The 26693-nt window shown below is 72.0% G+C and carries 24 protein-coding genes; 9 read left to right on the top strand and 15 right to left on the bottom strand.

All coding sequences use genetic code 11. From position 1 onward, the window contains the following. The first annotated feature begins 95 nt into the window (after positions 1-95). The gene (locus tag ACFPCV_RS04395; RefSeq protein ID WP_378054689.1) at positions 96-929 is read left to right on the top strand and encodes a glycosyltransferase; all 834 of its coding nucleotides are present in this window, start codon (positions 96-98) and stop codon (positions 927-929) included. After that, positions 929-2287, top strand: a complete 1359-nt coding sequence (locus ACFPCV_RS04400) for an FAD-dependent oxidoreductase (RefSeq protein ID WP_378054690.1) — start codon at positions 929-931, stop codon at positions 2285-2287. The genes ACFPCV_RS04395 and ACFPCV_RS04400 overlap by 1 nt, the downstream gene beginning before the upstream one ends. Here ACFPCV_RS04400 and wecB read toward each other — a convergent pair. The 3 genes from wecB to ACFPCV_RS04415 all read right to left on the bottom strand — a co-directional run bounded on the left by wecB (position 2203) and on the right by ACFPCV_RS04415 (position 5004). Continuing rightward, entirely contained in the window at positions 2203-3411 is a 1209-nt protein-coding gene (gene wecB / locus ACFPCV_RS04405) for a non-hydrolyzing UDP-N-acetylglucosamine 2-epimerase (protein WP_378054691.1), read from the bottom strand. The genes ACFPCV_RS04400 and wecB overlap by 85 nt on opposite strands. Before the next feature lie 67 nt (positions 3412-3478). Continuing rightward, entirely contained in the window at positions 3479-4549 is a 1071-nt protein-coding gene (locus ACFPCV_RS04410; protein WP_378054692.1) for a PQQ-dependent sugar dehydrogenase, read from the bottom strand. 122 nt (positions 4550-4671) lie between these two features. Beyond that, positions 4672-5004 carry a DUF8129 domain-containing protein gene (locus ACFPCV_RS04415; RefSeq protein ID WP_378054693.1) on the bottom strand — a complete coding sequence of 111 codons (333 nt, stop codon included), beginning with the start codon at positions 5002-5004 and terminating at the stop codon, positions 4672-4674. A 258-nt stretch (positions 5005-5262) separates the two neighbouring features. Here ACFPCV_RS04415 and ACFPCV_RS04420 point away from each other — a divergent pair, with 258 nt between their 5' ends. From ACFPCV_RS04420 to ACFPCV_RS04430, 3 genes are read left to right on the top strand one after another with little or no spacing between them, the layout of a single operon-like run. Further along, positions 5263-6219 (top strand): hypothetical protein, encoded by a 957-nt coding sequence (locus tag ACFPCV_RS04420; protein ID WP_378054694.1) that lies wholly within the window; start codon positions 5263-5265, stop codon positions 6217-6219. After that, on the top strand, positions 6219-7991 hold the full coding sequence (locus ACFPCV_RS04425; protein ID WP_378054695.1) for a GMC family oxidoreductase N-terminal domain-containing protein: 1773 nt from the start codon (positions 6219-6221) through the stop codon (positions 7989-7991). Before ACFPCV_RS04420 ends, ACFPCV_RS04425 begins: the two co-directional genes overlap by 1 nt. Before the next feature lie 41 nt (positions 7992-8032). After that, entirely contained in the window at positions 8033-8983 is a 951-nt protein-coding gene (locus ACFPCV_RS04430) for a zinc-dependent alcohol dehydrogenase family protein (protein ID WP_378054696.1), read from the top strand. 26 nt (positions 8984-9009) lie between these two features. Here ACFPCV_RS04430 and ACFPCV_RS04435 read toward each other — a convergent pair whose 3' ends face one another. From ACFPCV_RS04435 to ACFPCV_RS04470, 8 genes are all read right to left on the bottom strand, one after another. After that, positions 9010-10029: an ABC transporter permease gene (locus tag ACFPCV_RS04435; protein ID WP_378054697.1), complete on the bottom strand. Its 1020-nt coding sequence runs from the start codon at positions 10027-10029 to the stop codon at positions 9010-9012. Further along, complete coding sequence (locus ACFPCV_RS04440; RefSeq protein WP_378054698.1) at positions 10026-10652, bottom strand: ABC transporter ATP-binding protein; 627 nt, start codon at positions 10650-10652, stop codon at positions 10026-10028. The genes ACFPCV_RS04435 and ACFPCV_RS04440 overlap by 4 nt, the downstream gene beginning before the upstream one ends. A gap of 21 nt (positions 10653-10673) precedes the next feature. Further along, complete coding sequence (locus ACFPCV_RS04445; RefSeq protein ID WP_378054699.1) at positions 10674-11825, bottom strand: lanthionine synthetase LanC family protein; 1152 nt, start codon at positions 11823-11825, stop codon at positions 10674-10676. 18 nt (positions 11826-11843) lie between these two features. After that, positions 11844-12002 (bottom strand): hypothetical protein, encoded by a 159-nt coding sequence (locus ACFPCV_RS04450; protein ID WP_378054700.1) that lies wholly within the window; start codon positions 12000-12002, stop codon positions 11844-11846. Between the two features lie 65 nt (positions 12003-12067). Next, on the bottom strand, positions 12068-14545 hold the full coding sequence (locus tag ACFPCV_RS04455) for a hypothetical protein (RefSeq protein WP_378054701.1): 2478 nt from the start codon (positions 14543-14545) through the stop codon (positions 12068-12070). After that, positions 14535-15359: a thiopeptide-type bacteriocin biosynthesis protein gene (locus ACFPCV_RS04460; protein WP_378054702.1), complete on the bottom strand. Its 825-nt coding sequence runs from the start codon at positions 15357-15359 to the stop codon at positions 14535-14537. Before ACFPCV_RS04460 ends, ACFPCV_RS04455 begins: the two co-directional genes overlap by 11 nt. A gap of 30 nt (positions 15360-15389) precedes the next feature. Further along, a complete protein-coding gene (locus ACFPCV_RS04465) occupies positions 15390-15629 on the bottom strand; it encodes a hypothetical protein (protein WP_378054703.1) in 240 nt (79 codons plus the stop codon). 24 nt (positions 15630-15653) lie between these two features. Continuing rightward, positions 15654-16742: a polyprenyl synthetase family protein gene (locus ACFPCV_RS04470; RefSeq protein WP_378054704.1), complete on the bottom strand. Its 1089-nt coding sequence runs from the start codon at positions 16740-16742 to the stop codon at positions 15654-15656. 594 nt (positions 16743-17336) lie between these two features. Between ACFPCV_RS04470 and ACFPCV_RS04475 the strand changes: the two genes are divergently transcribed. Next, positions 17337-19229: a 1-deoxy-D-xylulose-5-phosphate synthase gene (locus ACFPCV_RS04475; RefSeq protein ID WP_378054705.1), complete on the top strand. Its 1893-nt coding sequence runs from the start codon at positions 17337-17339 to the stop codon at positions 19227-19229. After that, positions 19213-19347 (top strand): hypothetical protein, encoded by a 135-nt coding sequence (locus ACFPCV_RS04480; RefSeq protein ID WP_378054706.1) that lies wholly within the window; start codon positions 19213-19215, stop codon positions 19345-19347. The genes ACFPCV_RS04475 and ACFPCV_RS04480 overlap by 17 nt, the downstream gene beginning before the upstream one ends. Before the next feature lies 1 nt (position 19348). Here ACFPCV_RS04480 and ACFPCV_RS04485 read toward each other — a convergent pair whose 3' ends face one another. Next, positions 19349-20395, bottom strand: coding sequence for a terpene synthase family protein (locus tag ACFPCV_RS04485; protein WP_378054707.1), 1047 nt, complete (start codon positions 20393-20395; stop codon positions 19349-19351). A gap of 236 nt (positions 20396-20631) precedes the next feature. Beyond that, entirely contained in the window at positions 20632-20931 is a 300-nt protein-coding gene (locus tag ACFPCV_RS04490) for a hypothetical protein (protein WP_378054708.1), read from the bottom strand. A gap of 289 nt (positions 20932-21220) precedes the next feature. Here ACFPCV_RS04490 and ACFPCV_RS04495 point away from each other — a divergent pair, with 289 nt between their 5' ends. Together ACFPCV_RS04495 and ACFPCV_RS04500 are read left to right on the top strand one after the other, a co-directional pair. After that, on the top strand, positions 21221-22609 hold the full coding sequence (locus tag ACFPCV_RS04495) for a serine/threonine-protein kinase (RefSeq protein ID WP_378054709.1): 1389 nt from the start codon (positions 21221-21223) through the stop codon (positions 22607-22609). Positions 22610-22710: 101 nt separating this feature from the next. Further along, a complete protein-coding gene (locus ACFPCV_RS04500; protein ID WP_378054710.1) occupies positions 22711-23736 on the top strand; it encodes a putative sugar O-methyltransferase in 1026 nt (341 codons plus the stop codon). Between the two features lie 179 nt (positions 23737-23915). Here ACFPCV_RS04500 and ACFPCV_RS04505 read toward each other — a convergent pair whose 3' ends face one another. Beyond that, positions 23916-25517: an alpha/beta hydrolase gene (locus ACFPCV_RS04505; protein WP_378054711.1), complete on the bottom strand. Its 1602-nt coding sequence runs from the start codon at positions 25515-25517 to the stop codon at positions 23916-23918. A gap of 257 nt (positions 25518-25774) precedes the next feature. Further along, on the bottom strand, positions 25775-26449 hold the full coding sequence (locus ACFPCV_RS04510; protein WP_378054712.1) for a helix-turn-helix transcriptional regulator: 675 nt from the start codon (positions 26447-26449) through the stop codon (positions 25775-25777). Between the last annotated feature and the right edge of the window lie 244 nt (positions 26450-26693).

The raw sequence follows: 26693 nt of genomic DNA on the forward strand, positions 1-26693 counted from the left end.
AAACTGCGGGGAAAACGTCCAGGTGACACGAGAACTGCCGGTCCCGGATTGATAATTTTGCTGCCGCCCGAACCAGAGCGACAATGAGGGGTCCCGTGGCACTCGAAAAGGTCGAGGTGCTCGACACGCAGAAACCGGCCGCCCTGCCCACGGCCCGCACGGCACCGGAGCCGACCATCGGCAGGGCGCACGTCGTGCTGCCCGCCTACAACGAGGCGGCCGCGCTGCCGCCGCTGTTCGGCAGGCTCGCCGAACTTGCCAGGACCGAGGAGCTGACGGTCTGGGTGGTGGACGACGGCTCGACGGACGCCACCGCCGAGACCGCGGGCACCGGAGCGCCCGGCCTCGACGTGCGACTGGTGCGCCACGAGGTCAACCTGGGCCTCGGTCAGGCCGTGCGATCGGGGCTGCGCGCGGCGCTGGCGGCAGCGGACGAGGACGACATCGTGGTCGTCATGGACGCCGACGACACCCACGACCCGGCGCTGATCACCCGGCTCCGCGCGGAGATCTCGGCGGGCGCGGACGTGGCGATCTGCTCGCGGTTCGTCGCGGGCGGGGACGACACCAGCGCCCCCTACGGCAGGCGGCTGTTGTCCCGCGGTGCCGCGGTGCTGTTCCGTCGCACGCTGCGGCTCGACGGGGTGCGGGACTTCACCAGTGGTTTCCGCGCCTACCGGGTCAGCCTGCTCGACCGGGCCACCTGTCACTGGGGCGAGCGCCTCATCGAGGAACAGGGATTCGCCTGCATGGTGGAACTGCTGCTCAAGCTGCGCCACTGTGGACCGGTGATCAGCGAGGTGCCGCTGTGCCTGCGCTACGACCGCAAACCGGGCGCCAGCAAGCTCAAACTGGGGCGGACGGTTCTGCAGTACCTGCGGCTGCTGCTGCGTGACCGGCTCGCGCCCGCGCCCTACCGGACGCTGTGATGGCCGGGACGAACCCGACGGGCCGGCATGTCGCGGTCCTCGGCGGCGGGATCTGCGGCCTGGCGACCGCGTACCGCCTCACCAGGAGCGGGCACCGGGTGACGCTGATCGAGGGCAGTGACCAGCTAGGCGGTCTCGGCACGTTCTTCGCGTGGCGGGACGGGTGGGTCGAACGGTTCTACCACTGCGTGATGCCGTCCGACGACGAGCTGCTCGGCCTGCTGGCGGAGCTGGGTCTCGCCGACGAGGTGCGCTGGCGCAGGACCGAGATGGGCATGATCGTCGACGGCCGCCACCACGCGTTCAACACCGCGCGGGACCTGCTGCGGTTCACGCCGCTGGGGCTGCCCGACCGGATCCGGTTCGGTGTGGTGTCCCTGCTGTTGCGCGGGCTCGGCCGCGGCAGGGACCTCGACGACACCCGCACCGAGGACTGGTTGCGCGGGCTCTACGGCAACGCGGTGTGGGAAACCCTGCTCGCCCCCATGTTCGGCTCGAAGTTCGGCCACTCCTTCGGGGACGTACCCGCCCTGTACCTGTGGCAGCGGCTGGGCCGCGAACGCAACGTGGCCACGCGCGGCTACCCGGCCCGCGGCTACAGGTCCGTCATCGACGGACTGCGAGCCGCCATCGAGGCAGGCGACGCGACGGTGCGCCTGTCCACACCGGTCGAGCAGCTGTCCGTTGTGGACGGACGAGCGAGCGTCACGCTGCCGGGCGGGGAGATCGTCGAGGCCGACCAGGTGGTGTCCACGCTGCCGCTGCCACAGCTGCGGCAGCTCGCCGACGACGACCTGGCCGCTCGCCTGCCGACCGTGCGGCTGCCGTACCAGGGTGTGGTGAACGCCCTGTTCTTCCTCCGCAGGCCACTCGCCGGACACTACTGGACCCCTGTGGTGCGGTCGGGAACCGAGTTCGACGGCGTCGTGGAGATGTCCGCTCTCGCCGGGACAGCTCCTTACGGCGGCAGGCACCTGGCCTACGTCATGCGGTACACCGACCGGGAGTCCACGCTCTACCAGGAGGACGGCGACAGTATCGCCGCGCGCTGGACCGGGCAGCTGCGCACCCTCTACTCAGGACTGCCGCTCACCGATGACGACATCGACGAGGTCCACGTCTTCAAGGCACCCTTCGTGGAACCGGTGTACCCCCTCGGCTACCTGCGGCAGCGGCCACCCGTCGAGCTGCCCGGCACCCCGGTGCTGCTGGCGACGACCGCGCACGTCTATCCCAGGGTCACCAGCTGGAACTCGAGCGTGCGCCTCGCCAATCAGGTCGCCGCCACCATCGACCGCGCCGCGGTCAGCCCCCGGACCGCGGCCGCGATGCGTGCCGAGGGCGAGCCCTCCCCGTAGGGCGACGGGATGCCGGCCAGCCGGGCGCGGTGACCTGCCACGTCGTCCAGCCACCTGACGACCTCGCTGTAGATCCGTGGTCCGGCCGGTACCAACGTGCCGAACGTCCCTTCGATCTCGGGGCGTTCGGTACTGCGCCGCACCACCACGACCGGGCGCTTGAGCACGCTCACCTCCTCCTGGATCCCACCCGAGTCGGACACGACGACCGCGGCGCCGCACACCAGGCCGAGGAAGGCCGGGTACGCCTGCGGTTCGATCACGCGAAGCCCGTCGAGCAGCGGAAGCATGCCGAACTGCTCGATCCGCTTGCCCGTCCTCGGATGCAGTGGCAGGACCACCGGCAGCGGCAGCCGGGCCAGCTCCCGCAGTATGCACGCGAGCCTGCCGGGTTCGTCCACGTTCTCCGGCCGGTGGATGGTGGCCACGACGTAGCCGTCCACCACCAGGCCCAGCGCACACAGCGCCGCGCGCTGTTCGGCGGCGGTGGGGACGGCGGACCGCAGTGCTTCGACGACCGTGTTGCCGGTCACCGCTATCCGGTCCACCGCGACCCCTTCGGCGAGCAGGTTGTCCCGGTTCAGTTCGGTCGGCGCACAGCAGAGGTCGGCCAGGTGGTCGATCACGACGCGGTTGTGCTCCTCCGGCATCAACCGGTCGTAGCTGCGCAACCCGGCCTCGACGTGCACCAGTGGGACGTTGTTCGCGTTGGCCGCCAGCGCTCCGGCCAGCGCGGAGGTGGTGTCGCCCTGGACGAAGACCGCCGACGTCGGGTGGTTCGAGAGGATCTCGTCGACCGCCGCCACCGACAACCCCAGCTGCCTGCCCCGACCGGCACCGCCGCAGGCAAGCTCGTGGAACCGGCCCGGCTCGGCGATGTCCTGCCGGATGAGCGAGTACATCGACGTGTCGTAGTGCTGTCCGGTGTAGACGACCGCAGCTCGCCTGCCGAAGTACCGGATCAACGGCGCGAGCTTGATCAGCTCGGGCCGGGTGCCGCACACGAGCGTGGCCGTGTCCCCGTCGTTCCGGTCGGGCGGGCCGGCCGATCCGGCGCGGTCCAACTCCGGCGCGATCCGCCGCCCTGCCACGGGAAGCACGGGAAGACCAACGCTGAAACCCACGTACAGCATCCTTTCGACACCTGACACGTGTTCAGGTCACTGCGGTTTCCGGTGCCAGAACGGCGGATTACGCGCCCTGCGGGAAGCGCGGCGGCAGGACGATCAACCGGTCGTCGCCCAGGCGTGTCACGCCGACGCCATCGGTGTTGTTGGTGAGCAGCCACATGGCACCGTCGGGCGCGACCACGATGTCACGCATCCGCCCGTACGTGCCGACGAAGTGCGAGACGGGCCTGCCAGGACGGCCGTCACCGCCGAGCGGGATCTGCCAGAGCCGTTCGCCACGCAGCGCGGCGACCCACAGCGAACCACCGGCGAACGCGACGCCCGACGGTGACGCCTCGCCCGTGCGCCAGGTCAGCTCGGGGTCGGTGAACCGGGGGTCGATCGACGGTCCCTCGGCGTGCGGCCACCCGTAGTTGCCGCCCCGCCTGATCCGGTTCAGCTCGTCGAACGTGGCGTCGCCGAACTCGGTGGCGTAGAGCCGGCCTCGGAGGTCCCAGACAAGGCCCTGGACGTTGCGGTGGCCCAGTGTCCACACCACCGAGCCCGGGAACGGGTTGCCCGGTGCCGGGCGGCCTTCCGGTGTCATCCGCAGGATCTTCCCGCCCAGCGAGGCGGGGTGTTGCGCGTACTCGGGCCGGAAGTTGTAGCCCGTGGTCGCGTACAGCATCCCGTCCGGGCCGAACTTCAGCCTGCCCCCGTTGGCGTCGTCGGCGACGGGAATGCCCGCGAGCACGGTCTCGACGCCCCTGATGCCCCCGGCCGTGCCCTCGTCGTAGCGGAAACGGACGATCCGGTTGTCCTGAGCGGCGGAGAGGAAGACGTAGACGAACCGGTCGACGGTGAACCGCGGCGACACCGCCACCCCCAGCAACCCACCCTGCGAGCGGGGCACCACCCCGGGCACCACCCCCACCAGGGACACCCGGCCGGTCGGCATCACCCGCAGCAGCCGGGCACTGGCCCGCTCGGTCACCAACGCGTCCCCGCCAGGGAGGAAGGCGATCGCCCACGGGGTACGAAGCCCCTGGACGATCGCCCTGGCAGGCCCGTCCGCGTGTGCCACGAGCGTGCCGCAACCCAACGCCGAAACGAGCGCGCACAACAGCGCGACGGCGGTCCTGCCGAAGTTCATGGAGCCATAGTTCAGCAACCCCGGCCCAGGATCGCGGCGGAACGCGCAGGTGCACCCGATTCGGTGAAGGCGCGGCGGGGCCGCGTCAGCCGCGAACCCCGCCGCACCTCACGTCGAAAGACTCACCGCCGACCGTGCGACGGTGTCTGGTCGGCCTGGCCGTGCCGCAGGGGCGCCGTGGGCTCCGCGGCGGTGGACTGGTCGACGGGCGAGCGGCCGGCCGGCCGGGACGCCTCGGGGATCGCCCGCGGGTCGCCGGGCGACGGTTCCGCACCGCCGCGCAACTCCGCCAGCCGTGCCCGCAGCACCTCCAGGACCGGTACCCGGTCACCGTGCTCGCGTTCGTGGTCGACCAGCACCCGCAGCTCCGGTTCCGCCAGTGAACGCACCCGGTGGCGCAGCTCGGTGAGCGGCAGGTGGTCGTAGTCCGGTACAGGCAGTTCGTGTTGTGCCATCGATCATCCCTCCAACGGACCGGCTACCCGCCCAGCTGCCGGCGAAACGACGCGGACCCGGCGGTGAGCCACACGCCTCGGTGGTCGTTGCGCCTTCGAGGCCGTCGCGCGCGTCGACCGCCGGCTCCGGGAGGGCGGGCCGGTATTTGTCCGGCGTGGACAAGACGGGAACCTGCTTTTCGTACTCCGGTGAGTGCTTTCTCCCCCGGTGTCCTGTTCGTTCTGCGTCCCGGCACGGGACCTGGTGACCATGGCCAGGTGCGTGCGAACCCAGACCAGGGCAGTTCCCCGCCCCCGCGAGAACTCTGTCGTCGTGACCTGCTTGTCCGTGCCGGTCTGCTCGGTGCGGCGGTGGCCGCCGGTGGGGTGTGGTCCGCCCCCGCCGCCACCGCCGACGTGCCGGAGGCGCTCGAACCGCTGCTGGAGCTGGTGGCCCGGCCCGCGCTGAACCTCCTCACCCAGGACACCTATGGTGGCCTCGCGGCGTTCGGGGTGCCGGGACCCGACCGGTACTCGGTGGCGCAGGGGCTCACGAGCCCGACGCCCGGTGGGGTCGCGGCAGGCGCGCCCGCACTGCTGCAGCACACCCTCGACTTCTTCCTTTCGTGGCCGGACTCCTACGTACACGCGTTGACCGCGGCGTTCACGACCGGGGTCAGCGAGTTGCCGATCCCGTCGTCCCTGTTGGGCGGCCTGCTCGCGCCGCTAGAGGCGGTGGGCGCCACCCTCGACGACGTCATCCGGTCGGCGCTGCGCAACGACCGGACGCTGCCGATCTCGCTCACGCTGGCACTGCTGATGAACGTGGCCGCCACCCAGGTGCGCCCCACCGCGGTCGTCGGTCCGGTGGCCGGCTCGCCCTTCGCGAACCTCAGCCACGCCGAGAAGGCCGCGGCGTTCCAGCGCATCGAGCAGGCCGACCCCACGCTCGTCGGGCTGATCGACGCACACGCGCCGGAACCGTTGAACGAGGGCGCTTCGGGACTGCTGCGTTTCGCGGGCGGTCTGCTCCTGACCTTCTGCACCTTCACCGCCTACACGGAGTTCGCCGTGTTCGACCGCGGCAGCGGGCGAGCGGTCCGCAGGCCGGTCGGCTGGGACCGGTCCCGTTACATGCCCGGTCGCACCGTTCCGGCCGACGGCTGGGCCGAGTTCCTCGGCTACTACCAGGGACGTCGCGCGGTCGAGACCGCGCCCGAGTTCGGAGCGAGCTGATGCGTGACGCGATCGTGGTCGGAGCAGGCGGCGGTGGGCCGGTCCTGGCGAAGGAACTCGCCGGGCGGGGCCTGGACGTGCTCGTGCTCGAGGCCGGACCGTTCCACCGTGATCCGGAACGCGAGTGGTCGCGGTACGAGAACGACTGCAACAACCCCGCCGACGGCTACTTCCGCTTCGGCTCGTCGGACCGGTTCGAGCAGCCGCCGTGGTACCGCGAACAGCCGCAGTACTCGTTCGTGTTCCAGCTGGCCGGGACCGGCGGCACCACACAGCACTACTTCGGCAACTCGCCGCGCGCGATGCCCGGCGTGTTCGCCGGCTACACCGGCGCCGACCGCGCCGCCTACGACGTGGCGCACCGGTTCCCGTTCGGCTACCGGGACCTGATCCCGTACTACGAGTGGGTCGAGGCGACACTGCCGGTGCAGACCGCCGCGATGGGCACCAAGGAGGCCCTGTTCTTCCACGGGTGCGAGCGCGCGGGGCTCCCGGTGAACACCACCAAGGACATCCTCCGCGAGAGCTTCCGCCCGCAGGAGAACGCGATTCTGCAACCGGGTGGCACGGCGGGCCGCACCGACGACAGCGCCCGCCTGCTGTTCCCGCAAGCCACCGGCTGCACGTTCTGCGGCTACTGCTTCCAGGGCTGTCTGGAACCGCGGCGGGCTTCGAGGAACCTGAAGGCCAAGCGGCAGACCGACAACTCCTACGTGCCCATGATGCTCACCGCCCACCGGTGGGGCGGCAGGCGGGCCACGCTGGTCCCCGACGCGTTCGTCACCGAGGTGCTGACCGAGCAGCGCGGCGGCCGCACGGTCGCGCGCGGGGTGCGGTGGCGTGACACGCGCAGCGGCGCCGTGCACGAGGAAACCGCGGCGGTCGTGGTGCTCTCCGGTGGCTGCACCGAGAACCCGCGTCTGTGGCTGAACAGCGGGTTGCCGAACCCCAACGGCTGGGTCGGCCGCGGCTACACCGACCACGCCATCGACTGGGTGATCGGCGTCTTCGACTCCTACACCGGCAACTCCAAGGGTGCGGCGTCCTCGGCCCGCGCGGACTTCCCCGGCCGCGGCGCCATCGAACAGGTCGGGCTGCCACCCGCGTTGCAGGCACTCAGCCTCGGCCTGTCCGACAGCGGTGTCCGCGGCGCCTACGACAACGGTCGCGGCCCGGTCGGCGCCTGGGACGGCCGCGCGGGGCGGGTCGTCGGCGCGGAACTCGAGGCTGTCCTGTCCGATGTGGACCGCCTGGTCAACGTCCTGGTGCTGACCGACGACGACGTCGAGCCGGACAACCGGGTCCTCCGCTCGGTCTTCCCACCCGACGAGCACGGCCCCATCCCGAAGGTGGTGTTCGACCAGCGCACCCGCAGCCTCCGGACCCGGCGCAACCGGGAGTTCCTGTGCGACCGCGCTGCCACCGTCCTGCGCGCCGCGGGCGCGCGGACCGTGCTGCGGATGGACTTCCCTCCGGTACCGCTGCACGTGCACTCCACGATGCGCACGGGTACCGACCCGGCCGACTCGGTGCTCGACGAGCACGCGGAAGCACGCTGGGTCGACCGCCTGTTCGTCGGCGACAACTCCGCGCTCGCCAACGCGCTCGGCGGTCCCAACCCGACGCTCACCACACAGGCACTTGCCACGCGCACCGCGGAACGCATCGTGGCCAAGTACTTCGGCGGCGACCCGTGGGTGCGCTCGGAGACCCCGGTGAGCTCCCTCGACGACCGCGTCACCCAGGGCGTCCTGGACGGCGCCCTGGACTGACCGTGTCGTTTCGCGGGCTCGGTGCCGGGTAGCCGACGGCCATGGTGACACGAGCAGTGGTGATCGAGGAGTTCGGCGGCCCGGAGGTACTCACCCTCAGCGAGGTCGAACGGCCGGCGCCGGGGCCGGGCCAGGTGCTCGTCCGGGTCATGGCCTCGGGCACCAATCCGGTCGAGGCGAAGATCCGCCAGGGCAAGGCCATCCCGGACCTGCCACTGCCCGCGGTGCTCGGCGGCGACGTCTCCGGGGTGGTCGAGGCCGTTGGCGCGGGGGTGTCCGGCCTGTCCCCCGGCGACGAGGTCTACTACACGCCCGAGATGAACTCCCGAGCCGGCAGCTACGCCGACTACAACGTGGTGGCCGAGGACATCGTCGCGCAGAAGCCGCGCAACCTCAGCCACGTCGAAGCGGCCGCGATCCCGCTGGCGGGCGGCACCGCGTGGGAGGCGATCGTGCGCCGCCTGGCCGTCCGGCCCGGCGAGACCGTCCTCGTCCACGCCGGCGCGGGCGGGGTCGGGTCGTTCGCCGTGCAGTTCGCCGTGGCGGCGGGCGCGCGGGTACTCGCGACCGCGGGCCCCGGCCACCGGCAACTGCTCACCGACCTGGGCGCCACCGCCATCGACTACAAGAGCGAGGACGTCGTCGACGTCGCACTCGGCCACACCGGCGGCACCGGGGTCGACGCCGTGCTCGACCTCGTCGGCGGCGAGAACGTGGTGACCAGCGCGACCGCAACCCGGCCGTTCGGCAGGATCGCCACCGTGCTCGCCCCCTCCGGCGATCTCACCCCGCTCTACCAGCGCAACCAGCACCTGCACGGCATCATGCTCACCCGCGAACGCCGCCGTCTCGACGAGATGACACCGCTGTTCGAACGCGGCCAGGCCCGTCCCGTCGTCGCCGAGGTGCTCCCCCTCGAGGAGGTCCGCCGCGCCCACGAGCGCCTCGACTCCGGCCACGGCACCGGCAAGACCGTCCTCGACCTCACCTGACCCACCTCGGCGGCGGGATGGCCGCCTCACCGGCGGTCGCCCGCCGTCGCCGGGGTGTTCGCCAGCCCCACCGGGCTGCCCGGCTCGATGAACTCCAGGGCCAGCCGGCTCACGGGGACGACGGCGGGCTCCTGCGGTGGGTCCGGCTGTGGTCCCAGGTCGTGGGGGCAGTCGTGGACCACCACGGGACCGGTCGCCGAGTGGATCCGGAGCCTTCCCTCAGGGGTCAGGCTCACCACGACCGTCGCGGAGCGGTCCTGTTGCGGGCGCGACATCGCCGAGTCCACCCTGGCGATGTGGTCGCGGGTGCGGCGGTGGAACACCACCAGGCCGATCACGGCCGCCCCGGCCAGCCAGAGCAGCCCGAGCAGGAAGTAGCCGACCGACAGGTCACCGGTGAACGCCGCGCCGACGGCGTTCTGCATGGCCCCGTAGGTGGGCAGCAGGGTGACCGCGCCGGACCGGCTCGACGGGGCGATGATCGGGTTCTGCACCATCACGTCGACCAGGCTGATCATGATGATGAGGAACATCCCGGCGAGCTCGGTGCGGAACAGGACGCCGAGCAGGATGCCGATGCCGCCGTAGGTGAGCCCGCTCAGCGTGAGGCTCAGGTAGAACTGGACGACGAGGTCGGGTGCCCAGAACAGGACCAGCACCACCGTCGCGTACAGCGAGACGACCGCCGCCGCCAGCGCGAGCGCGATGAGCTTCGCGAGCAGCAGCGCGGACCGCGTGTAGCCGGCGAGGACGAGGCGGCGGTCGAAGTCGCTCGACCGCCGCACCGCCGAGAACATCATGAACCCGACGATCAGCGTGACGGCGTTCATCGCGCCGGAGACCATCGAGAGCCGGTTGGCGTCGAGCGTGACCGCGCGACCGGTCACGTTGTGGTAGAAGGACACCTCGCCGGCGGGGATGATCACGTGCACCAGCGTCAGCCACACCGGGATGAACGCGACGACGAGCGCGAGCGCGACGCGGTTGCGCGCGTGCTGGGCGATCTCGTACCTCGTCGCGTCGGACAGCGACTCGTTCCCGTTCACGCGCCGGTCACCTCCTCGATCACGGCCGACTCGTCGAGCTGCCCGTCCCGCAACCTGCGCAGGCGGTCGAACCGCTCGATGTCGTGCGCGATGTGCGAGATGATCAACACGGTTCTGCCCCGGTCCCGCAGTTCCCCGGCGATGTCCCAGAAGTTCAGGTAGTTGTCCCAGTCGAAGCCCTGGTAGGGCTCGTCCATCAGGACGATGTCCGGGTCGTGCATGAGCGCGATCGTGAGGTTCAGCTTCTGCCTGGTACCACCGGACAGCAGGCCCGCCCGCGTGCCGCGGTGCTGGTCGAAACCGAGCCGTTCCACCAGTTCGTGCGCGTGCAGCAGCCCGGGCAGCCGGTAGGCGCGCTGGAAGAACCTCAGGTGCTGCTCGACGGTCAGGTCGTCGTTCAGGACGATGTTCTGCGGGCAGTAGCCCAGCGTGCCGGCGTAGATGATGTCGCCGCGGTCGGCGGGCAGTTCGCCTGCGAGGATCCGCAGCAGCGTCGACTTGCCCGCGCCGTTCTCGCCGATGATCCCGAACAGTTCGCCCGGCTGGAGCTCGAACTCGATCCCGGACAGGACCGGCCTGCCGCGGAACGCCTTGTGCAGGTCGACCACCCGCAACGGATTCATCGTATGTCTCCTGTGGACTCGCTAGTACATGGCAAGACATGACAGCCAGCCACGGTCGCCACCCGCCGCGGTGAGCAGTGCGGCGAGCACGCCGGTGGCACCGGTCAGCAGGCCGGCGTCGAGGCGCGTGACCTCGTCGAGCCGGCCGGTCAGGTGACCGGTCAGGTCCTCGCGCAGCGCGGCGGCGGCCGGCAGCCCGGCGTGGCGGGCGAAGGCGTCGGCGACGAGCAGCACGCCTGCCGCGCCGTGGCACACGGACAACGGGTCGTGGTCGAGGTGGCGGTCCGGGTCGTAGGCCGCGCACAGCGTGCCCATCGCCTCGGTCGCGGCCGCGCACAACAGGTTCCCGTCCGGATTACCGCTCCGGACGAGCGCGTGCCCGGCCGCCCACAGCGCCCACCCGACGCCTGGCGTCCCGTAGCACCAGCCCTGCCTGCGCACCTCGCCGCCGTGCTCGGGTGCGGGCACCCGCTCCGGCCACGACGCCACGTCGAGGGCGTCCACGAACCGCTGGGCCGCGAGCCAGGTCGCGAGGCTGTGCACGGCGTCGGTGACCCGGTGGTCGCCGGGCAGGCGCGGCACCACCACGCTCAGCGCTGCGAGCGGCCCGGCGACGCCGTGCGCGAGCCCGGTGACGACACCGCCTTGCGCCCACCCCGCGAGCGGATGCCCGGCGAGCGCGCCGATCCGGAACCCGGTCGCGCTCGTGGCGAGGTCGACGAGGTGCGTGACGGCGGGCATCAGCCACTCCCGCCGCACCGGCTGGGTTCCGGTCAGCTGTGCGAGCACCACGCCGGCGGGGCCGCCGACCACGTCGTAGTCGTCGAACCCCACCGCGGCGGCACGCCACCGGCACGGGGTGGCCGCGATCGCGGCCGCCGCCCGTTCCGCGGCCCGTTCCGCGCACGGGCGTCGGCCAGCGACGAGCCGCAGCCCGGCGAGCATCCCGCTCGCACCGCCGAACAGCCCGAGCCCGCCACGGCACCGGGTGCCCGCGCGCAGCCAGGCGCGGCTCGCCTCGTCCGGCACCTCGCCGTCGGGCACGAGCGTCGCGAGCACGATCGGCCCCAGGTCGGGACCGGTCGTGCTCGCGACGGCTGAGGCGGTCCAGGAGGCGAGCACGTGCTCAGCGGCACCCACCAGATCCGACGTCGGTCCCGCCGACACTCTCATGTCCCCGCCTCCGTCGGCTCACCAGCAGTGGTACCAGGAGTGACCGCCGCCGCAACCGAGGCTGCACAGGAGCAGCGACGGGGTCTGCGCGTCGTCGACCACCGTGACCTCGCTGATGTGGGTGTCGAGGTTCGCCACCAACTCGTCCAGTTCCTCGAGTTCCATCGTGGACTGCATCGTGTGTCTCCTTCGGTTGTTCTGACCTGCGTCCCACCGGAGTCCCCGGTGGTGCTTGTGGGGGGTCAGCGCGCCGCGACGGCCACACCGTCCACAATGGACGGTTCGGGTTCGAGCCAGGCACGGGCCGCCTCGTCGGCGAGCCGGTCCGGGCTCACCCGGTGCGGCAGGCGCAGCAGGACCTGCGCGGCGAGCGGCTCGCCGGCCTCGTCGCGCACGGTGAGCTGGTCCGGGTTCGGCGACATCTCCTCGAGCACGAGGGCCGTCGCGGCGGGATCGGCGAGCACCCGGTCGAACACGCGGAGCGCGGTGACGCTGTCCAGGTCGACCGGCCGGGGGCGGCCCGCGCCGCGCACCCGCAGGAAGTTCCAGCGGGGGAGCCCGCTCGCCGCGCGCAGCCGGGCGAGGGCCCGGACCCGGTCCTCGGCCTGCGCGCCGGGGCGCGGCAGCTCCTCCCGGTGCAGGACCACCGACCGGGGCGCGAGCACCAGGCCGCTGTCCACGACGAGCCGGGGCAGGCACCGCCTGCCGGGGAACGCGGTCATGGGGTCCCCGGGCAGGAACGGGGCCGCCAACTCGCCGACCGGCGCCGCCGCGGTGAGCAGCGCCAGCACGACGTCCCACGGCGGCGGTGGCACCCGGGTCGCGTGGCAGAGCGGCCACAGCGGGCGCCCGGACCGGTCCTCGGCGACCAGCCGCTCGCCGTCCCGGCGCAGGGTGATGTGTGCGAGCGGCAGGTACCGCCCGGTGGCCCGGTGGTCGCCGAGGTAGGTCGCGGAGTCCGCGTCACCGGTCCACACGGGGGTGTAGTGGGGGCGGCGCACGGCGTTGGCGCCGCGCGTCCCGTTCGGGGGCACGAGCACCTCGACCACCTCGGCACCGCAGCGTGCGGCCGCCAGGTTCAGGAACGTGCGGTACGCGTCCACGTGCGAAATGTCCTCGTGCAGTTCGCGCAACGCGTCCGCGAACCGGGCGTCCGCCACACCCGCGGGGAGCACCGCCTCCAGAACCGCGAAGGGGTGCCCGCCAGGCAGCGGCCGGACGAGGCAGTCGACCGGCCACGGCCTGCGCCGCGCGGGCGGCGCCCCGATGCCGTCGAGCACGGCGGGCGTGAGGTCGACCTCGTCGAGGTCGGCGTGCTCGTCGAGCCAGGCGCACAGCCGGTGGTGGGGCGTGCCCGGCTCCGGGCGGCGCCAGGCCGGGTGGTGGCGCTCGGGCGGCTGGGGCGAGCGGCCGTCGAGGAACCGCGCGACGAGCTCGGTCACGGGACACGGACGCGTGTCGACCATGGCGAGCACCGGGTGCGGTCGAGCGGGCGGCGCGACCACGGCCTGCACCCGCCCGGCCTGGGCGACCAGCTCGGTGAGCCGGCCGAGTGCCGCGTCCGGCACATGTCCGCCGCCGCGCCGGTACACGTCCACGAAGCCACCGCCTGCGCCGTTGCGCGCGGGCTGCTCCGCTCGCGGCTGGGCGTACCAGCGCCGCAGGCGGGACTCGGGACACGTCGAGGCCTGCACGACGCCGAGCCGCACGAGGTGGTGCAGGAAGCGGCGCACCACGACCCTGCCGCTGTCGTCCTCGGCAGGCGCGAGCAGGGCGGCCACGTCCGAGGCACGCACCACCCCGCCCCCGAGCACCTGCCGGACGACGTCGACGGGCTGGGTGCGGCGCACCCGCACGAACCGGGCGCCTGCCTCGCTGTCCGGGTCGGCGACCCAGCAGGACAGCCGGTCGTCGTCGACCCAGTGCAGCCCCGTCATCGACAGCCACGCGTCGGGCAGGTCGGCTGCTCCGGACAGGGCCCGCCGGTGCTCGCCGATGTTGTCGACGGTGTGGACGGCGTAGTCCGCGACGTGCGCGTCCGCGAGCAGCCGGTCGCCGGGGCCTGGCCCGGTCCGCGCGACGGCGACGTGCCCGAGCCAGCCACGCGGCGTGGTCTTGCACGCCGCCCTGGCGAGGATGCGCAGCAGGTAGTCGGCCCGCTGCCGCATCCGCTTCCCGGTCCATCCGGGGTCGTCCCCGAGCCGCTCCTCGATCTCGGCCGGGAGGTTCGGGGCCGCGTCCGTCACGACCCGGAGCGCGCCGGGGCAGCTCGTGACCAGCTCCCACGGCAAAGTCGCGATGCGCGACCTCTCCTGCGCGATGGCCCTGGACAGCCGCCGGTCCTCGGCCGCGAGGTCCCGCGACCACGCGGCGGCGCGCAGCAGGTCGCCGGTGAGGCTGTCCTGCCCGTCCAGTACCGCGTTGACCACGGCGAGCCTGCGGCAGTCCGCCGCGTCGACCGGCTGTCCGCGCAGCAGCACCCGCCGCGTCGCGACCGCGAGACCGCGTACCGGGGCGGGCAGCTCCGGGTGCGGCACGAACTCCGCGGTCAGCCGGTCGGCGAGGCGGGCCGCGAACCCGGCGTAGTCCAATTCGGACCGCTGCCGGGCCCGGATGCGCTCGAACAGAAGGGGGTTCCCCGCCCGCGCGAGCACTGTGACGGGAAGGCCCGCGACGCGCAGCAGACCGACCGGACCGGTGAGGATGCCGTCAGCACACATCGCGGCGGCTCCAGTCGACGGCGGAGAGCGCCTCGGTGAGCAGGGCCTGCCTGCCGAAGCTGAGCGCGCCCCGGTTCCAGTGGAACACCACGTACCACGCCAGGGCCTCGTCCACGTCTCCGTCGCGCAGTGCGGCGGCCCAGGCCGCCGCGAGCGGGGTCACCTGCGCGGCGTGCGCCGCGGCGAGCCGCCGGACCTCGTCCTCCCGGAGAGCGCCGGGCCGGTGCCACCAGGCACGCAGCCCGGCCACGACGGCCGCCGCGCCGGTCACCTCTCTCGGGACCAGCCTGCCCGCCGCGGCGATCCGGGCCCCGATCGCCTGTTCCCGCCCGCTGTCGACGGCCATCGCGTCGAACACCGCGCGCAGCATGGCGAGCGAGAGCGCCCATGCCGGCGTCTGCCGCGGCCGGGCGTGGAACTCCAGCCAGGTCACGGCGTCCACCGTGAACATCCGGTGCGCGTGGTCCATCGGTCCCGGACCGCCGAACCGGGCTTCCTCCGGCTCGTAGACCCCCGGCTCGACGCCTGCGACGAGTCCGGTGGCGCACCAGCCCCGCACCAGCCCGCGAAGCTCGGCCCGGACGATGGCCGCCCGCCCCGGCGCAGGGGCGAACCGCGCCCGGATGCCCGGTGGTTTGTGCATGAAGAAGAAGTCCTCGACCACCTGTCGAGCACGCCATTCCCGCACGAGTGCGGCCAGGTCGCCGAACAACGCCCGCGGTGGCGAGCCGGTCGGCGCGAGACCGAGCTGGACCCAGTGGCCGGTCACCGGTCCGTGCCGCTGGGGCAGGACCTGGCCCACGGGAGCGCGCATGTCGTACTCCAATCGGACAGGACGGGAGGGTCAGCTCTTCGCCGGCGGCTGCACCATGAGCCAGCCGCTGTCACACTTCCAGCCGCCCGGCGTCAGCACGCCCGTCTGCTCGCCCAGCGCGCCGGCCTTCATGCAGTAGGTCTGGGTCCCGAAGTAGAAGACGGGAATCCACTGGGGCGTGGGGGGCTGGGCCTGCGCGGCCGCGGTGGGCGCCGCGCCGAGGGTGAGCAGTCCGGCGATGGCCGATGCCACGATGGTCTTCCTGATCATGTTCTTCTCCTCTGTGTTGGGTTTTCAGTGATCGCGTGCGCCCACCTGTTCGGCGAGTTCGGTCAGTGCCCGGCGGACGGGGCCAGCGATCGGTGCGGCGGCCAGTGCGGCCAGTGCCTGGCCGATCCGCGTACTGACGAGCCGCTCGACGGCCGTGTCGGCGCCGGTGGACCGGACGATGCCGCGCAGTACCTCGGCGCCGGACTCGTCGAGGCCCGGGTCGCCGTGCAGGGCACGCAGCGTGCCCCGCTCGGCCGCGGAGGCCCGCTGCCAGGTCAGCGCCATCAGCACGGTGGCCTTGCCCTCGCGGAGGTCGTCCAGCGCGGGCTTGCCGGTCCGGGCCGGGTCGCCGAGGACGCCGAGCAGGTCGTCGCGGAGCTGGAACGCCTCGCCGAGGGGGCGGCCGTAGGCGGTGCACGTCCTGAGCAGCGCCCGCTCGCCACCGGCCAGCGCGGCACCGAGCTGCAGTGGCCGCTCGACGGTGTACCCGGCGGTCTTCAGCCCGATCGTGCGCCACGCCCGCGAGAGCCAGTCACGTTCGCCGGGCCTCTCCAGGTCGAGGTACTGCCCGGCCATCACCTCGGTGCGCATGGCGTCGAGCAGCGGCCGCGCCGCTGCGAGCCGCGCCGGGGCGAGCCCGGCGGCGTGCAGCAGCTCGTCGGACCAGACCAGGCACAGGTCGCCGACGAGGATGGCGGCGTTGACGGCGAACCGGCCGGCCGCCGCGGGGTCCGCGCCGTCCTGGCAGAGCGCCGCCAGCCGCACGTGCATGGCGGGCCCGCCCCTGCGCAGCTCGGAACCATCCATGATGTCGTCGTGGATCAGGGCGAAGGAGTGGAACAGCTCCAGCGCCGCCCCGATCCGCGCGACCGGGGGCGCGTCCGGTTCGCCGCCCGCGGCGAGCCATCCGCAGTGGCTGAAGACCGGGCGCAGGCGCTTGCCGCCTCCGACGTACTCCCGCACCGCGGCCACGACCGGAGGCAGGCACTCGTCCGGCGCCTGCGCCGCCTTCGTCGAGAGGAACTCGTCGAGCACGGCGTCGACACGGGTCCGGGCAGCTCCGATGATGCGTTCCGCCTCCGACGTGACCGGGGCCGGTGCCGTGCTCGTCATCGTTCCTCCGTATTCGTCCGGCTATTTCCAACCGAACGTAACACCGGCGCCGGGACCACTGAGGAATTAATACAAACCGGGGACCGGATGCTCGTCCTTCGCGGGACGATAATCACCGGACAGGGCTGTCAATGCGCCGTTCCGCCACGCTGGGTGGCGGACAGGAACCCCCCGTCGGGGCGTGTTCACGGAGTGCCACCTGGGTAACCTCACTGCGTGATCATCGGAAGTCAGCCAGGTCACGGGGGCAGATCCCAGCGGCCCGGTCCCAGCCCTTCGAGTGACCGGACCCCGCTCACTCACCTTCCCCCTTGAGTTCCGGGAACCGGTCCGTATGGTGGAGCGCATCCGTACGTCTCCGAATTGTTCGGATGATGTCCCACGCATTCCATAAAGTCTTCACAACTGCCCACGGCCTATTTGTCGCCAATTCCTGAAGGTGGGACAGATGACCAGTCCGGAGCCAGCCGGATCAGCCCTCCCCCGTGCCAGACGCGTCGTGCCGGCCGCGCCGAGGTCGATCTGCGCGGGGGCGGAGCACGTGACCGCGGTCGAGGACGCCCGCTTCAACCCACCAGCGATCGGAGCCCCTCGGTGATCGCCCCGCTGCTGCCGTCCTACCCCGCACCGGCCCTCGACCGCCTGCGCGACCTGGCCGACCTGCGTGCGCTGCCAGCCGAGGACCTGCCGGGACTCGCCGAGGAGATCCGCGACGTGGTGGTCTCGACGGTCACCCGCACCGGCGGGCACCTCGGCCCCAACCTCGGCGTCGTCGAGCTGACGATCGCACTGCACCGCGTCTTCTCCTCACCGGAGGACGCGATCGTGTTCGACACCGGCCACCAGAGCTACGTGCACAAGCTCCTCACCGGGCGCAGGCACGAGTTCGAGCAGCTGCGCCAGCCTGGCGGGCTCTCCGGCTATCCCAGCCGCGCCGAGTCGCCGCACGACCTCGTGGAGAACTCGCACGCCTCGACCGCACTGTCCTATGCCGACGGCCTCTCCCGGGGGTTCGCGCTGTCACCGGGACGGCACCGGCACGTGATCGCCGTCGTCGGCGACGGGGCGCTCACCGGCGGGATGTGCTGGGAGGCGCTCAACAACATCGCGACGGCCGACCGGGCGGTGGTGATCGTGCTGAACGACAACGGCCGCTCCTACGCGCCGACCGGCGGCGCGGTGGGCCGCCACCTCGCGGACCTCCGCGGTGCCACCGGCAAGTTCCGGATCTCGGTGTTCGAGAACCTTGGCATCACCTACGTCGGTCCGGTCGACGGCCACGACATCGACGAGCTCGAACGCGCGCTCCGCAAGGCACGGGCGCTGTGCCGCCCGGTGGTCGTGCACTGCGTGACGACGAAGGGCAGGGGCCACGAACCCGCCGAGATCGACGAGGCCGACCGCATGCACGCCGTGCCGCCCGCGCCCAGCACCGCAGCGGGCACCGCCTCGGCGCCCACCGCCGCCCGGCCGCCCGCGTGGACGTCCGTCTTCGCCGACGAGATCGTGCGGCTCGGCAGACGAAGGCCCGACCTGGCCTGTCTCACCGCGGCCATGCTGCGGCCGACCGGCCTGCACCGGTTCGCCGAGGAGTTCCCGGAGCGGGTCATCGACGTGGGGATCGCCGAGCAGCACGCGGTCACCTGTGCGGCGGGCCTCGCCATGGCGGGCATGCACCCGGTCGTCGCCGTGTACGCGACGTTCCTCACCCGCGCCATCGACCAGGTCCTGCTCGACGTGGCCCTGCACCGCCTGCCTGTGACGTTCGTGCTGGATCGGGCCGGGGTGACCGGTGACGACGGGCCGAGCCACCACGGCATGTGGGACCTGTCGCTGCTCCAGGCGGTGCCGGGGCTGCGCATCGCGGCACCCCGCGACGGCGCACGGCTCCGGCAGCTCCTCGCCGAGGCCGTCGCGGCCGACGGGCCGACCGCGCTGCGGTTCCCGAGGGGCACGACCGGGCCGGACGTGCCGGAGCTGCGCACCGAGGGCGGCGTCGACGTGCTCTACGAGACCGACCGACGGGACGTCCTGCTGGTCACCATCGGACCGATGGCGGCGGTCGGGGTGCGTGCGGCGCTGAAGCTCGGTGAGCACGGCACCGGTGTGACCGTGTGCGACCCGAGGTGGGTGAGCCCGCCCGGCCAGGCGCTCGTCGACCTCGCCGCCCGGCACCGGCTGGTCGTGTCCGTGGAGGACAACCTCCGGGTCGGCGGCGCGGGCGCCCACCTCGCACTGGCCGTCACCGCGGCCGGCGTGCGAACGCCGGTGCACGCGCTCGGCCTGCCCGCCGAGTTCCTCCCCCACGGCCCCCGCCCGGACATACTGCGCCGCAACCGGCTCGACACCGCGGGACTCACCAGGACCATCACGGCACTCATGGCTGGAGTCACCGGTGCCGCCCGCCACACCGGGCACGCCGAGCCCACCGGCCGCACACCGCGGGTCCCGTCACCTCGCGATCGGGAACGTGCCGGTCGGCGGTGACGCACCCGTCGTGGCGCAGTCGATGGCGCGGGAGGCCGTCCTCGGGGTGGCGCCGGTGCCTGAGCACCGGATCGTGGCGACCCCGATCGAGGAAGCACTCGCCATGACCGGTGAGTGAATCACCCGGCCAGCCGTTCCCACCACCAGGAGACGGCCGGGTAGGGCAGCGGGTCGGGGTTCGTGTCGTGCGGTTCCTCGCTGATCTCGACCCGCAGTGGGCCGCCGCTGAGATACCGGGGAACGTTGCCCGCCCAGTCGATGTTGCCGCGGATGGCGTGGCCGAGACCGGCCAGATAGGTCCGCAGCTCCGCACTCGCGGTGGCGCGCACCTGGTCCCGCAGCTCCAGGAAGCGGATCATGGCCCGGTCCCGGATCGAGACGGCTGCGTCGAGCGCCGCGGCCGGGCTCAGCCCGTCGTGCCCGCGGAGGACGCTGAGGATGTTATGGGCGGTCTGGTTCTCGACCAGCTCCTTCCGGAAGGAATGCAGGTCGTTGTCGAGCGAGGCGATCAGCTGCGTCATCTCGGTGAGCGCCCGGACCGCGGGAGAATCCATTTCCCGCGACGGGACCTCGATTCCGTTGGCGATCTCCAGCAGTTCGACCGTCGGCGGTCCACCGGCGCTGCCGGCGCGCATGGTGAGATATTCCTGAACCGTGGGCATGCGCCCGGCAGCACAATTCCCGATCTGCCACGCCACGCAGTGCAGCCAGTGCCGGTGCGCTTCGACGAACCGCCGGAAGACGGTGGCGGTGACCTGGGTGCGCATCCGCGCGGCGATGTCGTGCAGCGCCGCGGCGTAGGGCTCGGCGGGGCGGACGGTGCCCTCCATGGCGCGCTGCACCATCCCTGACAACGCGAGGAACGCGGACGGGTCCATGCTGTAGGGCCCGCTGTCACACCGGGCGTCGTCGAAGGCGAATCCCCAGTACACCCACAGCGCGGCGGTGAGGATGTGGGTCGGCACCCCGTCGGGGGCGAAGCGCGCGTAGAACTCCGCGCTGTGCGTGCCGAGCAACCGGTCCCGCTCCCGGTCCGTCCGGTGCAGGTGAACCCGGTCGAGCCACTCGATCGCCACCGCCTCGATCTCCCCCACCGCCGGGTGGACAGCGGCGGGAATCGGACAGAAGAACGGCGGGGGAACGACGTCGACATCCACGAGGGTCACGGTTTCTCCACATCTTGGAGCGGCTTTGACGGCCATTCTAGGAGAATTCGAAAGGGAAACCGTGGCGTGCACACGAAAACGTGAACGTGCGGTTGACGGATCGCGTTCGGTGACGTTCACCGGCGTTCTTCGTCACTGTTCCGGGCCTGTAATCACCGTCCTCGACGTAGCGGCCCCGCCGGTGGTGACGGAGCCCGCGCGGCCATCGTCGACTTGCCTGCGCCGTCGCCACCCGGTCAGGTGGTCCTGGCGATCTCGGAGCGCGCGAGCGCGATCGCGTCGGTGACCCGGCTGCGGGCGACCCCCAGCCGGCGTGCGAGTTCGGTGGCGCCGATGGGGTCCGGGCCGGTGTTGGCCCGCAGCAGCGCGTGGCGGCGCTCACGGGAGAGGACGGCCTTGGTGACCTCGATCAGCTCCCTGCAGGCGCGGGCCCGCTCGACCGGGTCGAGATCGGGGAGTTCGGCGAGGGCCTGGAGCAGCTCGTCGAGGGCGACTGGTTCGCCGCCCCGGGAGGGACGGCCTTTGGCGGTGGTCATCGGTTCGGCTACTCGTTTCGGTCCGCGTCGGCGTTGTCGTCGACGATCTCGTACAACTGTACCCCCTAAACAGGGCAACGGCAATCCTAGGGAGTACACCGTCAGCAGCCAGCCGGTCCGGATCGTGGCCGTCAGGACGGCCACGAGCGGCCATGTTTAGTTTCCCCTCGAAGTTGACACCCTTGGGGCGGGAGGCACCTGGCGAGAGCGAGTTGCTGTGGCACCTGAGATTGGCCTGCCGGCCGATGAGACCGTCCGTGCGAACGAGAAAGGCGACGAGGGGCAACTGGTGGCTGGGCGTTATCGCCTTGTCCACCGGCTCGGGACTGGCGCGATGGGCGTGGTCTGGCAGGGCCACGACGAACGGCTCAACCGCGCGGTGGCGGTCAAGAAACTGCTGCTGCATCCCGGTCTTCCGGCGGACAAGACCGCCGAGGCGGTGGCCCGCTGCCTGCGTGAGGGCCGGATCGCCGCCAAGCTGCAACACGCCAACGTGGTCACCGTGTTCGACGTCGTCGACGAGGACGGTGTGCCCTGCCTCGTCATGGAGTACCTGCGGTCGCGCAGCATGGCCACGGTCATGGCCGAGGAAGGGCCCCTCGCGCCGGACGAGGTGGCAGGTATCGGTGCGCAGGTGGCCACCGCGCTCGCGGCCGCGCACGCCGCGGGCATCGTGCACCGCGACGTCACACCGGGCAACATCCTGCTCGGCGACGACGGCTCGGTGAAGCTCACCGACTTCGGCATCTCCCGGGCCGCCGACGACGGCACGGTGACCAGGACCGGCCTGTTCGCGGGCACCCCCGCCTACCTGGCGCCGGAGGTGGCTCTCGGCGGTGAGCCCACCCCGGCCTCCGATGTCTTCTCGCTGGGCTCCGCCCTGTACGCCGCGATCGAGGGAGAACCGCCGTTCGGCCTTTCCGCGAATGCTCTCGGCCTACTGCATGCCGTGGCAGGCGGCAGGATCAACCCGCCGCAGCGGTGCGGCCCGCTGACCGACGTGCTGACCGCCATGCTGGCAGCAGACCCGGCAGTCCGTCCGACGGCCTCGACGGCAGCGGATCTGATCGCCGCCGTCAGCCGGGGCGAGGTTCCGGAGTCGCCGCTGCCGGTCGTGGTGGCCGCACCGACCACGCCGACCCCACCGGACGGTTCGGAACCAGCGGACGACGGCATCACCGGGTCCACCGAGCTGATCCGTTCGCCCGCGCCGGAACCGAGTGCGCCCGCTGCGCCGCAGCACGTACGTGGACCCCTGGTACTCGCCGGAGCCTTCGTGGTCGCACTGGTCGCCGTGGGCCTCTGGCTGCTGGGCAGCAGCGCGGGCCTGGATCCGGCGGACGAACGGGTGCCGGCGAACGGGACCATCGACGGCAGAGCGACACCGACGCCGGTGTCCGCACCGGTGGCCCCGGTCGCGGTCGAGCAGACGGACAGGGGCGAACGGACCGACACGGGCGAGGGGCGGACCCCCAAGGCCGACACGAGGCAGACCGGCACGCCGACGACATCCACGAGCAAGTCGCCGCAGCCGACCCGGACGGCCTCGACCACCCCGCCGCCGACCACGACAGACAGCGCACCGGCGTCGACGACCACCGTCACGTCACCCCCGCCGACGACCAGCAGCGAGCAGACCACCACGGCACCGCCCTCCACCACCGCCAACGCGGACTGAGGAGGACGACCGGCCGCTCACGACGCACGCGACCGGCCCCGGGGGTCCGGTGTCGCGGGTCGGCTACCCAAACGTCGCCCGACCCGGCACGATGGCGTGTCGTGACCGACTGGACCGGCTTGACGAAGCAACTGCTCGAGGGTGTGCGCGACTGCGACGCGGTCTACCGCCCGACGAACTTCTGGACGCCGGGGCTGCGAGACATCCTCGCCGACCTCGAGCAGCGGGGCATGGAGGGGTTCAAGTCCTGGCCGACGGCCGGCTACTGGTTCTACCCGAGCTACCACACTCCCCTGCCGCCCCGGACCTTCGAGAAGACCTTCAAGCTCGCGCTCAAGGAGAACCCGGACCTGTCCAAGTTCTCGTGGATCCGCACGACGAACGGTTTCCACGAGGCGCGGCGGGACTTCGACGCCGCGCGGCTGACCTGGGACCAGTCCCGCTGGCCGTTCGACCTGGAGGGCTTCGGCGAGAGCGCGGTCGGGCAGCCCCCTCGGCACTACGCGCTGACCGACGAGGACTCGGTCCGGTGGGGCAAGCCGTACCTGAACTACCTGCTGTGTCTCGCCGCGCTGTCCCGGCACGTAGACGAGCCGCCCCGGCACTTCCTCGAGATCGGCGGCGGCTTCGGTGTGCTCGGCGAGATCCTGATGCGGCGTGACGAGCAGGCCCGCTACGTCAACCTGGACATCCCGCCGCTGCTCACGGTCTCCTCGTTCTACCTGACCACGTTGTTCGGCGACCGGGTGCGGATCCCGGACGCGCTGGACGTCGCGGGCCCGTTGGACCCGCCCGCGTCCGGCTGCCTGCCCAACTGGCGGCTGCCCGACGTGCGCGGCCCGTTCGACGTGTTCGTCAACTCCTTCTCCTTCCAGGAGATGGAGCCGCACGTGGTCGACCACTACGTCGGCATGGTGGCCGACCTCGGCGTGACCCACGTGGTGTCGCTGAACTCCCGCGAGGGCAAGCGCCGCGCCACCAGCGACACCGAGGGCGGTGTGCTCGACCCCGTCACCTCCGACCGGATCGTCGAGATGTTCGGCGAGCGGGGGTACACCGTGAGCGGCCGCTACGGCAGGCCGCTGATCTACAGCGCCGGTGAGCTGGTGGTGCTCAAGCGCACCTGACCGGCACGGACACCGCGCTGGAGGTGACCTTCCAGGACCCGAGACACGCCGAATGGGCGCCGCGGCGGTCGCCACCCGCTACGAAGGGATCTCCTGAGTTCGATGGGCGGTCCAGGTCCGCTTCGGGCATGGCACCGGCCGGCGGGAACTGTTCCCACCGGCCGGTTCTCACGCCGAGATCAGCTGCCGATCGCGGTCCTTGCCTCCGCGGCCGGGTCGAACGGGCGCACGTCCGGGTAACAGACCGAGCCGGGGCCCGGCACCTTCAGGTCGACCATGTACTCGGCGGCGATCTTGTCGACGCAGGCACTGTCGCCCAGGATGCAGTGGCCGAAGGAGTCGACGCTCACCAGCCGCGCGTTGCCCAGCTGCCTGGACATCCGCTTGGCGAACTCGTACTGCGTGGCCGGGTCGTAGTAGTTGCCGACCACCAGCACCGGGTTCGGGGTGCGGGTGTTCCACGGGCCGCGGAACGCGTCCGGGTGCTTCACCGGCCAGGTCGGGCAGATCGCCGGGTCACCCCAGGCGAGGTAGCGGCCGAAGGAGCGCATCTGCCGCTCCCAGCGGTCGGCGATCCCCGGCATGTCCTGCTGGGTGTTGTTGAACGGCTTGTCCGAGCAGTTCACCGCGGCGTAGGAGTCGTCGGAGGTGTACGGCGCGTCCGGCGGCGCGTCCCGCGTGGCCTTGCCGGCACCGGCGATCAGCTCCTTCACCGCCGCGAGGTCGACCGGGGCCGACCTGCGCTGTGCCGAGGGGTGGCTCGCGTCCCACACGGCCTGCAGCAGCTCGGCCAGTGCCCGGAACCTGGCCGGGCTGTAGAGCGCGCTGGCGGTGGTGCCGACCAGCGTGGCCTCGTCCACCTCGGTGCCGTCGGGCAGCGTGACCGTGGCGGTGTCGCGCAGGTAGTCCAGCGTCCGGTCCCACTTCGTCCTGGCGTCACCGGAGAACGCGCACGCGTCCCCGACGCGGTCGCACTCGGTGAGGAACCCGTCCAGCGCGATCTCGAACCCCTTGGTGCGCTGGCGGTCGTACTCGACGCCGTCGAGCAGGCGCAGCGTCGGGTCGACGTTGCCGTCCAGGATGATCGCCCGCGACTTCTTCGGGAACATGTTCACATACGTGGCGCCGAGCAGGGTGCCGTAGGAGAAGCCGATGTAGTTCAGCTTGTCCTCGCCCGCGGCGGCGCGCAGCACGTCGAGGTCCTGCGCAACGTCCTCAGTGGACATGTGGTTGATCAGCGGGCCCGCGAACCGCTTGCAGAACTTGCCGTAGTCCTTGTTGGCCTTCAGCGTCGCCGTCTCCTCGGCCGAGGTGATCGGCAGCGGCTCCATCCGGCCGAACACCGCGTCGGCGTCCTCGTCGGTCGCGAAGCAGCGCAACGGTGTGCTCCGCCCGACCCCGCGCGGGTCGAAGCCGATCAGGTCGAACCGGTCCTGGATGGGCCCGTCGAGCCGGCTGGTGGTCGGCCACCGGTAGCCGCTGCCGCCGGGACCGCCCGGGTTCAGGAACACCGCCCCGACCCGGTTCGCCTGGTCGTTGGCGGCGCGCTTCATCAGCGCGATGTTGATCGTGCCCTGCCTGGGCCGCTCGTGGTTCAACGGCACCGCGTAGTTGCCGCAACTGAACTTGTCGCGCTCCTCCGGGGGGACGTTGGCCAGGTCCTGCGCCGCGCACTCGCCCCACTCGATGGGCGCGACCTTCGCCTGCGCCGAAGGCGCCGCCGCGGCCGGGCTCGCCGCCGCGGGCACCACCAGCCCCGCTACACCTGTCAACAGTGCCATGCCCAGCACGGCACCACGTCTTGTCGATCGCGTGGATCTCACGTCGAGACCGCTCCTGTTCTCCCGATGAGAGTGGCGATGGGCCACCCCACCGGGCGAACACTCACACAAGCGAATGCCGACCGGTATCGGCGAATCAGGCGTTTTCACTGCGACATTCGGCCGCCGACTTTCGTCGGGTGCCGACTGCGGCGACAGGACAGCCACTGGACCGCACTCGGTTTCCTCAGTCCTCCCACACCCGGTGCCGGGGCAGCTCACGGGCCCTGGTCATCCGCAGCCAGCTTGATCAGGGCGAGGCGGTTGGTCAGACCGGTCTTGGCGAGCAGGCTCGACACGTGCTTCTCCACGGTCCGGCGGGACACGTGCAGACGTTCGGCGATCTCGTGGTTGGCCAGCCGGACGCCGAGCAGGCACAGGACCTCGTACTCGCGTGCCGTCACACCGGCGAACCGCAGGCCGTCCGGGACGTCCTGCACCCCCGGCCTGCGCTGGGCCACCCGGAAACCCGTCTGCCGCAGCACCGCGCGGCACGCACCGGCCACCGCGGGGATCCCGGCGTCGTGGAAGTACTGCTCGGCCGCACGCAACCACCGCTGTGGCTCGCCCCATCCGTCGCGGGCAGCGGCCGCGCCGACCAGGCGCAGGCCAAGGTGGCGGGCGACCGGGTACAACTCCCCCGCTTCCTGGCTCGCCGCCAGGCACGCCGTCGCGTTCTCCGCGTCGCCGTGCTGTCCTGCCAGCACGGCGGCGGCCAGCAGGGCGAAGTGGCGGTCCCAGCGCAGTCCGGCCGCCGGCAACGAGGTCACCCGCGTGTACTCCGCCCAGGTGAGTGTTCCGTCCAGCGCCCGCAACAACAACGAAAGGCCGTGCCGCCCGGTGAGGTGGAACGTCGTCGGGTTGGCCTGCTCGGCACGCAACGCGGTTGCCATGTGCTCGCGTGCCTGGTCCGGGTCCTCCGCCAGCCGGCCGGACCTCGTGGCTGAAGCCCATCGTGGGAGGGCACCTGTACAGACCCTGAACGTCCGGGGCCCCGGCACCGACCGGGTGCACCGGCCACCGCCGCGGCGATCCACGACGTCGAGGGGCCCGACGCGAATCCGTGGGCCTGGTGGGAACGATTCCCGCCACGGCGACAAGAACTCGTCGGAACAATCCGATCACCCGCTTCACGAG

This window comes from Actinophytocola glycyrrhizae (genome assembly GCF_042653545.1).
Classification (GTDB): domain Bacteria; phylum Actinomycetota; class Actinomycetes; order Mycobacteriales; family Pseudonocardiaceae; genus Actinophytocola; species Actinophytocola glycyrrhizae.

What these genes read in the sequence shown, in the direction of transcription:
- ACFPCV_RS04400 (WP_378054690.1), top strand. Translation starts at nt 929, where the DNA reads ATGGCCGGGACGAACCCGACGGGCCGGCATGTCGCGGTCCTCGGCGGC.
- ACFPCV_RS04410 (WP_378054692.1), bottom strand. Translation starts at nt 4,549, where the DNA reads ATGAACTTCGGCAGGACCGCCGTCGCGCTGTTGTGCGCGCTCGTTTCG.
- ACFPCV_RS04415 (WP_378054693.1), bottom strand. Translation starts at nt 5,004, where the DNA reads ATGGCACAACACGAACTGCCTGTACCGGACTACGACCACCTGCCGCTC.
- ACFPCV_RS04425 (WP_378054695.1), top strand. Translation starts at nt 6,219, where the DNA reads ATGCGTGACGCGATCGTGGTCGGAGCAGGCGGCGGTGGGCCGGTCCTG.
- ACFPCV_RS04430 (WP_378054696.1), top strand. Translation starts at nt 8,033, where the DNA reads ATGGTGACACGAGCAGTGGTGATCGAGGAGTTCGGCGGCCCGGAGGTA.
- ACFPCV_RS04440 (WP_378054698.1), bottom strand. Translation starts at nt 10,652, where the DNA reads ATGAATCCGTTGCGGGTGGTCGACCTGCACAAGGCGTTCCGCGGCAGG.
- ACFPCV_RS04445 (WP_378054699.1), bottom strand. Translation starts at nt 11,825, where the DNA reads ATGAGAGTGTCGGCGGGACCGACGTCGGATCTGGTGGGTGCCGCTGAG.
- ACFPCV_RS04450 (WP_378054700.1), bottom strand. Translation starts at nt 12,002, where the DNA reads ATGCAGTCCACGATGGAACTCGAGGAACTGGACGAGTTGGTGGCGAAC.
- ACFPCV_RS04455 (WP_378054701.1), bottom strand. Translation starts at nt 14,545, where the DNA reads ATGTGTGCTGACGGCATCCTCACCGGTCCGGTCGGTCTGCTGCGCGTC.
- ACFPCV_RS04460 (WP_378054702.1), bottom strand. Translation starts at nt 15,359, where the DNA reads ATGCGCGCTCCCGTGGGCCAGGTCCTGCCCCAGCGGCACGGACCGGTG.
- ACFPCV_RS04465 (WP_378054703.1), bottom strand. Translation starts at nt 15,629, where the DNA reads ATGATCAGGAAGACCATCGTGGCATCGGCCATCGCCGGACTGCTCACC.
- ACFPCV_RS04470 (WP_378054704.1), bottom strand. Translation starts at nt 16,742, where the DNA reads ATGACGAGCACGGCACCGGCCCCGGTCACGTCGGAGGCGGAACGCATC.
- ACFPCV_RS04490 (WP_378054708.1), bottom strand. Translation starts at nt 20,931, where the DNA reads ATGACCACCGCCAAAGGCCGTCCCTCCCGGGGCGGCGAACCAGTCGCC.
- ACFPCV_RS04505 (WP_378054711.1), bottom strand. Translation starts at nt 25,517, where the DNA reads ATGGCACTGTTGACAGGTGTAGCGGGGCTGGTGGTGCCCGCGGCGGCG.
- ACFPCV_RS04510 (WP_378054712.1), bottom strand. Translation starts at nt 26,449, where the DNA reads ATGGCAACCGCGTTGCGTGCCGAGCAGGCCAACCCGACGACGTTCCAC.